7 protein-coding genes and 1 tRNA gene are annotated in these 6,645 nt (G+C 62.4%); 6 read left to right on the top strand and 2 right to left on the bottom strand.

Annotated features, from left to right (window positions below; genetic code table 11):
* On the top strand, nt 1–210 hold a 210-nt coding region (locus NP3_RS49450), incomplete at its 5' end, for a hypothetical protein (protein WP_169814649.1).
* Nucleotides 211–452: 242 nt separating this feature from the next.
* Here the strand turns inward: NP3_RS49450 and NP3_RS37410 are convergent.
* Nucleotides 453–962: a RipA family octameric membrane protein gene (locus tag NP3_RS37410; RefSeq protein ID WP_063046447.1), complete on the bottom strand. Its 510-nt coding sequence runs from the start codon at nt 960–962 to the stop codon at nt 453–455.
* Nucleotides 963–1,202: 240 nt separating this feature from the next.
* On the opposite strand from NP3_RS37410, the gene NP3_RS37405 reads away from it, so the two are divergent.
* The 5 genes from NP3_RS37405 to NP3_RS37385 all read left to right on the top strand — a co-directional run bounded on the left by NP3_RS37405 (nt 1,203) and on the right by NP3_RS37385 (nt 5,607).
* Nucleotides 1,203–2,855: a hypothetical protein gene (locus tag NP3_RS37405; protein ID WP_063046446.1), complete on the top strand. Its 1,653-nt coding sequence runs from the start codon at nt 1,203–1,205 to the stop codon at nt 2,853–2,855.
* Nucleotides 2,856–3,035: 180 nt separating this feature from the next.
* On the top strand, nt 3,036–3,476 hold the full coding sequence (locus NP3_RS37400; RefSeq protein WP_157124810.1) for a hypothetical protein: 441 nt from the start codon (nt 3,036–3,038) through the stop codon (nt 3,474–3,476).
* 93 nt (nt 3,477–3,569) lie between these two features.
* Nucleotides 3,570–4,046 (top strand): DUF4279 domain-containing protein, encoded by a 477-nt coding sequence (locus NP3_RS37395; RefSeq protein ID WP_063046444.1) that lies wholly within the window; start codon nt 3,570–3,572, stop codon nt 4,044–4,046.
* Between the two features lie 198 nt (nt 4,047–4,244).
* Nucleotides 4,245–5,420, top strand: a complete 1,176-nt coding sequence (locus tag NP3_RS37390; protein WP_063046443.1) for a tyrosine-type recombinase/integrase — start codon at nt 4,245–4,247, stop codon at nt 5,418–5,420.
* A gap of 116 nt (nt 5,421–5,536) precedes the next feature.
* Nucleotides 5,537–5,607: transfer RNA gene (locus NP3_RS37385), tRNA-Gly, on the top strand.
* Nucleotides 5,608–6,263: 656 nt separating this feature from the next.
* Here NP3_RS37385 and NP3_RS37380 read toward each other — a convergent pair.
* Nucleotides 6,264–6,593, bottom strand: a complete 330-nt coding sequence (locus tag NP3_RS37380; protein ID WP_063046442.1) for a hypothetical protein — start codon at nt 6,591–6,593, stop codon at nt 6,264–6,266.
* Between the last annotated feature and the right edge of the window lie 52 nt (nt 6,594–6,645).

Genomic DNA, 6,645 nt, shown 5'->3' with positions numbered 1-6,645 from the left:
AAGCTCGACGTGCGCGATGTCGCCCACTGGTCCGGTATCGCACTCGAACTCGACGAGGCGTACATCCCCCCACCAGAAGCAGCACTCCTGGGCCGAGAACAACGCAAACTCGTCACCGACCTCATCCGCGCACTCGCGGCAACGAACCGACATCCACGGCCGCCCTTGAAGATTCAGACCACCGGAATCGTCGTCCTATCCGGCGACTAGTGACTGGCAGGATCGCGAGTTCAACTGTCGCGGGTTCGAGGGGATTTACCCCATCTCCGGAACACCGGGCCGACGCGTGGTTGTCCGGGCGGCATGTCGTGCCGTCGCCGAAGCTGCAGGCAGTCGAAGCCGAACCGCAACAGCAGCATCTGGCTTCGGTGGCGTGGCCCTGTGATCTGCTCAGCCCAGCCACAGTCGGCCGGGTCCGCGTGCAGAGTCATCCCCGTGGGGTCTGCAATTCGTCAGAGCGCGGCGGCAAGGAAACCGAGCATGTATGCGAGGGCGAAAATGCCAGGTACCCATTGTTCGATGTGGGTGAGGGGCAGGTATTTGCGCCAGTCGCGACCTTCGCCGAGGGCGACCCATTCGGCTCGGGAGTAGGCGTAGGCGGGTAGACGTTGCTCGAACGCGCCGATCACAGCGTATTTGGCGGAGTTGAGTAGCCGGTAGGAACGCATGAGGGTAAACCAGGCTGCGCATTGGGTGAGCAGGACGAGCAGACCGGCCGCCAGCAACCATATTGAAAGGGTGGTGAGGCGCGTCGCGGCGGCGACGGCGGCAGCGACGACGGCGGTGTTCATAGTGAGGAAGAACGTATTGGACAGGTTTCGGCGGGCACTGACACGGTCGGCCATTTCGACACAGAGCTTGTACTGGTCCAGAACTGCAGCCCGGTATTTCTCCGCACCGTCACCGGTGTAGTCAGACGGACCGACCGCCTCGTTCCACAGCATCTGTGGGATCTCGCTCATACGCCTCATCCTGCACTACCAACTGAACGACGGGAGGGACCCGACACGTCGACGGCACACCCGCCGCGTTCAATTCGGTTGAGAAACCACAAGGTACGGAACCTGGCATGCCGGATCCTCCCAGGTCGCGTGATAACCCGGTCGGTCAATCTCTGTGCCTCCGTAGAGGATTTGTGGTGGACTGACCCCTTTCGGAGATGGTCCACCTAGCATGAGACAAGGCTCAACACGGGGGTATCCATGGGCACCGACCAAATCTTTGCCGCGCTCGGCGGTCCCGTCCAGCTGGCGGCCCTGGATGTGGCACCCACCTCGGCACTGCGCTTTGTACTCATCTGGATCATTTCCGGGTTGGCGCTCGCCGGCCTCAGCGAACGACGGCTGCGCCAGCAGGTCATGGGGCTCTGGTGCAGGACGGTCTTTCCCGTCCTGCTGGGCTTGGTCTTTCTGGGCATCCCCTGGGGGGCGCACAAGCAGTTCCCGCAGTGGTGGGACAGGTGGTGGACGCACGCACTGCCAGTGTGCACCCTGCTCCTAGGGCTGGCGTTATGGCTGCTGCCACAAGGCGCACGGCTCAGTTGGTCCGGGATGTGGGACTTCCGGTATCCCCTCACCACACCGGAATCCGAGACAGCGCGGGAGAAGACCGGAGAAACGCCGTCTGCCACGCTGAGCGCTCCGGGCGAACGACAGCTCGCCGTGCCGCGCCAGACGCGGCTGCGCCTCCTCGGATACCTAATGCTCCTGGTCGGTTTGGCAGGTACAGCTATTCCGACGATGGTCGTGTCGAGCCCGCACGCCTATCCCGATTGGGTGAGGTCGAACGGGTTCCTGCTAGGGGTGACGGGTTTCTTCGTCATCTTGTACGGCGGAAAGATTCTGGTTCTGGCCCGCAGTCGGCGAGAGCGTGACTTCCCGTCACTTCCCGTGAGGGAGGATGCCTGGGTGGGGGCTCTGCTGTGGCTGGCGGCGTGGCTGTGCTGCCTGGCCGGGATGGCTATGACGTTCGGCGCGATGCCGGTCATGCTGGACGCCCGCTCCCGGCCGTGGTGGGCGACCTTCATTGCGTTCCCGCTGATGCTCATTGGCGGTCTCGTCTTTACACAGGGCAGGAAGACGTTCCTCCGGGCACGTCGGCACCGGGCCCGCATCATTCCTTCCCCCCGGATCCTCGAGGCGGGCTCCTACGTTCTGTACTTACGGCCCTTCGATGCCGACCAGCATCAGACAGCTATGCAGCAGGACGTGATGCCAGGTTCGGTGGGTGGCGTGACGGGTTTCGTCCTGTCCGGGCGCTCGGCGGAAGAGCAGATCGCCGACGCCCTGCGGCCGGTCGGACCGTTGATCGCCGTCGGTGCGCCGGGCGAGAGGCAACCGCACGTGGGAGCGGTACGCATGTACCTGCCCAAGAAACCGGACAAAGCGTGGCAGGAGCCGGTACGCCAGCTCATGCGCCGCTCCCGGCTGACCGTGCTCACCCTCGGGACAAGCGAGGGCACAATGTGGGAGCTGAACCAAGCGCTGAACTTGTTGTCCCCGCAGCGACTCATCCTCGTAATCCCCTCCATAGGAAAGGAGGACTACGAACGCATCCGTACCGAGATCGACGCGACACGGCACCCGAACAAGCCGACGACGTCCGGTTCCTCCACCACGTCACGTCTGCCAGCGCCCCGGCTACCGGACTGCCCCAGCTGGCTGGCCCCCGACCACCGGGAACCGGTGCAGGGCATCATCCACTTCGCCGCGGATTGGACCCCTACCGTCACCAACGTTATGAAGACCCACCAAGACCCACGATTGAACCTTTTCACCGCTCTGTTGCCCAGCCTGAAACCGGCCTTCACCGCCCTTGAGGAACATGAGCAGCGAACCGGTCAGCACTGCTGCTGACCGACAGGATTCCCGTTCGGCACGAGCTTCGCGGTCAACCATTCACGCAACACCGACGACCCCCCGGGATGAGCTACCAGCATCTACACAGATTCGAGTAGCGCGCTACGCGCGTCCACCGAGGCCAGGTGTGTGACGCTTTCGATAGTCGCACAATACCTCAAAGAGAGGAAGGGGCCGATGCCGACGATCAATAGGATAATCGTCACCCATACGACGAGCGACGTAAGCGATGCCAATACCGACGCAGTTTTCGAGCTTGAAATTGAGAGGCGGAATGGCCAGGTATGGGAACTGCTGAAGAACCCGGACTTCCCCAACCTTCCCTACAATGAAAGGGAGAAGGGTCGAACCGACAAGTATAGCTTCGATTTTTCGAATGACCCGATCAACTGGACGAGCCAGACTGATATGCGCATTAAGATGCGCATGATCAGCTCAAATGACGCTTGGTTGCCGAAATCGATATTTGTAATTGGGATCACCTCTCTGGGATCCACGCCTCCAGCCATTGTCCTTGGAGCCCATCTATCATGGCCGAGCACGGATTGGTTCGATCGTGGTAGCAATGCTGTGGGTCCGCCTGGGCGCAAGATCAGCGGCTTCAGCGGCTTCAGCTGAAATTCACAGTCCACCAGTACTCCAGCCGGACGTCCTGACTGGTGATTGAATATCGTTGGTGTTGACGGGGCGGCATGTGGTGGGATCTCGCTGGTGAAGGTGCGTCAGTACTGCTATTTCGCGTTGAAGAGTGTCGAGCTGTCGGCGGCCGATATCGCCTGCTCGCTGCAGATGGACGCGGACGAGGTCCTGGTGATGGGGAGCCGGTCGGCAGAACATTGCATTCCCCGCTGCCATGCGTGGAAGATCGTTCGACGCAGCACCGAGAGCGTCGATGATCAGATCCAGCACCTGGTTGACCGATTGCGACCGGTCCGCGGCCGACTGGTCTCTCTCGTTGCCGAGACCGAGGTCAGCCCGGTGATGCAGGTCGTGCGCTGCTTCCACGATCCAGATGGCGTCAATGCGGCCCCGTCGACAACGCAATTCGATCTTGCGAGCCGATGGCCTCGGCCGCGAGGATGGCACCAGTCGCTGCCGGTGCTCGAGTTCCTGTCCTCGACGCGGACCGAACTCGATGTCGACGAATACGATTTCAGTCCTGACGAGGGCGAGTCGATCGATGAGTAGGGCAGCCACCGCGTGATCATGTCGTGTTTGTGTGTGACACAACTGAATCGGACGGAATCGGCTCATATACCGAAAGTTTCTGTGCCCCCGTAGAATTGGTTTGTTGACCTCCGGCTAGCACCGGAAATCCATATCTACGGGAGTACTACAAATGAACATCGATGTTGCTGTCGCGCGCGTAATCGACAGGGTGCGCTGATGGCACGCGCCAGAACAAAACCCGGCACCTGGGGCAAGATCACCCGCAAGAAACTCACCCCGGACGGGGTGAAGCCACAGAAGTGGGAAGCAGCGACCAACTACCGTGACCTCGACGGACGTCTCCGGGAGGTCACCGCAACAGCTCCCACAGGCCCCAAAGCCGAGACCGCGCTGATAGAGAAGCTGACCAAGCGGCACAAAGCCACCCAGTCCACCGGCGAACTGACACCCGAAACCACCATCGAAGTCCTCGCCCGAATGTGGCTGAAGAAAATCAAAGAATCCAAACGCTGGTCAACCTATAAACGCTACCGAAGCGTCACCGACGGCCACATCGTCACAAAGCTCGGCGGATTGACCATCGATGAGCTGTCGGCGGCAAAGATGGAGGTCTTCTTCGACAACCTGAAATCCGCCGTCGGTGTCCCGACAGCCCATCTGGCCCGGGTGTGCCTGACCGGGATGTACAACCTGGCCACCCGGCTCGGAGCAGCCCGATTCGGCAACCTCGTCAAACTCACCTCATCCATCGTCATCGGCAGAAAACCGGTCATCGCGCTCAACCCGCAGCAGGTGAAGATGATCCGCAAACTCCTGCGATCGGACCGACTGGCCTGCCGCAACGCGATCGCCGACATCATCGACGTCATGCTCGGCACAGGTGCCCGCATCGGCGAAGTAGTCGTGCTGCAGTGGAAGCACCTCGACCTCGACGCCCAGGTACCCACCCTGCTGATCGAAGCAACAGCCGCGTGGGGCGACGGCAAGGGCGTCTACGCCCAGCCCTACCCGAAAGGAGGCCCGCAAGCCCGCCGACGACTCAAACTGCCGCACTGGCTCGTCCTCGTACTCCGCACCCTGCGCGACTCGGCACCCCACGACAACCCAGACGAGCTGGTCTTCCCATCACGGGCGAAGACGATCCGCCATCCCAACAACGTGCGCACCTCGATCACCGAGGCCCGCGACCGCGTCGGCCTGGTCGATCTGCCGATGAACCCCCACACCTACCGCAAGACCGTGGGAACCAAGATCGGGCAGAAAGACATCGAGATGGCGGCCGCCCAGCTCGGCCACGCCAGCAGCGTCACGACCAGGCGGCACTACGTCGAACCTGCTCATGAAGGCCCTGATGCCCGCAAGCACCTCGATGACTTCGCCGACCTGAGCTGAAAATCCGGAGTAAATCCGGACCTGGGCCTCTAACAGGCCCGGTCCGGACTCCGGATCCAGGGAGTTGACCGACATAGTGCCTGGTCTGATAGAGTCGCGGACGCGCATAGCGCACTGCCGATGTAGTTCAATGGTAGAACTTCTGCTTCCCAAGCAGACAGCGCGGGTTCGATTCCCGTCATCGGCTCGCACAAGGCTCCCGGCAAGTTGCCGGGGGCCTTTTCTTGTGCGCCACTATCGCCAAACCCCTTCCCCGCCAGCAGTTTCGGCCGCAACCGCGTAGTACGGGAGTATCAGTGCGGGATGGCTCGACGGAGGGACGCGGGTGGGCAGACGGCGATCGGCGTCATGTCTTCCGCCGCACTGCGGTCAGCGCCGCCACCGTGGCCGCGCTGGTACCGGCTACCGTGGTCGCCTGCACTTCCGCATCGAGTCCGACACCGACGCTGCATTGGCACCCCTTGCCAGGAGAATGCCGAATTCGACTGTGCGACAGTCACTGTGCCGATCGATCGGGCCGATCGCGATGGTACGGCGATCGATATCGCAGTGATCCGGGACAAAGCCGATGATCCGCGCGGAAGGTTGGGACGCTGGTCGCGCTACCCGGCGGCCCCGGGTCCTCCGGGGTGGACGGCATCCTGAAGGGCCGGAAGTTCTCGCCGGAGCTGCGGGCGTGCCTGGGCCGCAGGCACTCTCTGGCCGACCGCTCCACAGCATCCCCCACACCGTCCGAGGATCGACGGCGCCCCACCGATTCTCGTCATCAACGGCCGCCTGACCAGTCGGCCGAAAGCGCCCCGAACCCAACGGGTCCGGGGCGCGTAAAGGCTGATCAACCCGCTACTTCGAGCGGCATTCGGTGAAGATCTTGGTATTGGCCTCGCGGGCCTTGTCGGCATCGGACTGGCTCATGCCGAAGTTATTCGCGTCGGCGGCCTTGGCGTCGTATTCGTCGCTGACCATCTTGCGCAGGCCCTCCTGCGAAATGCCTTGGTCCACATAGAGTTTGGCGGCGCAGTCGGCCAGGTTCTTGTCCTTGAGCCCCTTGTCCTGGAGCGACTTGGAGAGGTCCGCTTGGGTTACCGCGGGCTGGTCCGCGGCCTTGTCGTTACCGCACGCCGCCAGCACCGGCAGCGCGACGAGCGCTGCGGCGATCAGGAAGGTCCGCACCTGATTCCTCTTCTCGATTCAGTCTGTATCTACGGCGCCACCGCCGGTGGCG

The organism is Nocardia pseudovaccinii NBRC 100343, assembly GCF_001613225.1.
Lineage (GTDB): Bacteria > Actinomycetota > Actinomycetes > Mycobacteriales > Mycobacteriaceae > Nocardia > Nocardia pseudovaccinii.
This window is presented reverse-complemented; position numbering and strand designations above follow the sequence as displayed.

What these genes read in the sequence shown, in the direction of transcription:
- NP3_RS37410 (WP_063046447.1), bottom strand. Translation starts at nt 962, where the DNA reads ATGAGCGAGATCCCACAGATGCTGTGGAACGAGGCGGTCGGTCCGTCT.
- NP3_RS37405 (WP_063046446.1), top strand. Translation starts at nt 1,203, where the DNA reads ATGGGCACCGACCAAATCTTTGCCGCGCTCGGCGGTCCCGTCCAGCTG.
- NP3_RS37400 (WP_157124810.1), top strand. Translation starts at nt 3,036, where the DNA reads ATGCCGACGATCAATAGGATAATCGTCACCCATACGACGAGCGACGTA.
- NP3_RS37390 (WP_063046443.1), top strand. Translation starts at nt 4,245, where the DNA reads ATGGCACGCGCCAGAACAAAACCCGGCACCTGGGGCAAGATCACCCGC.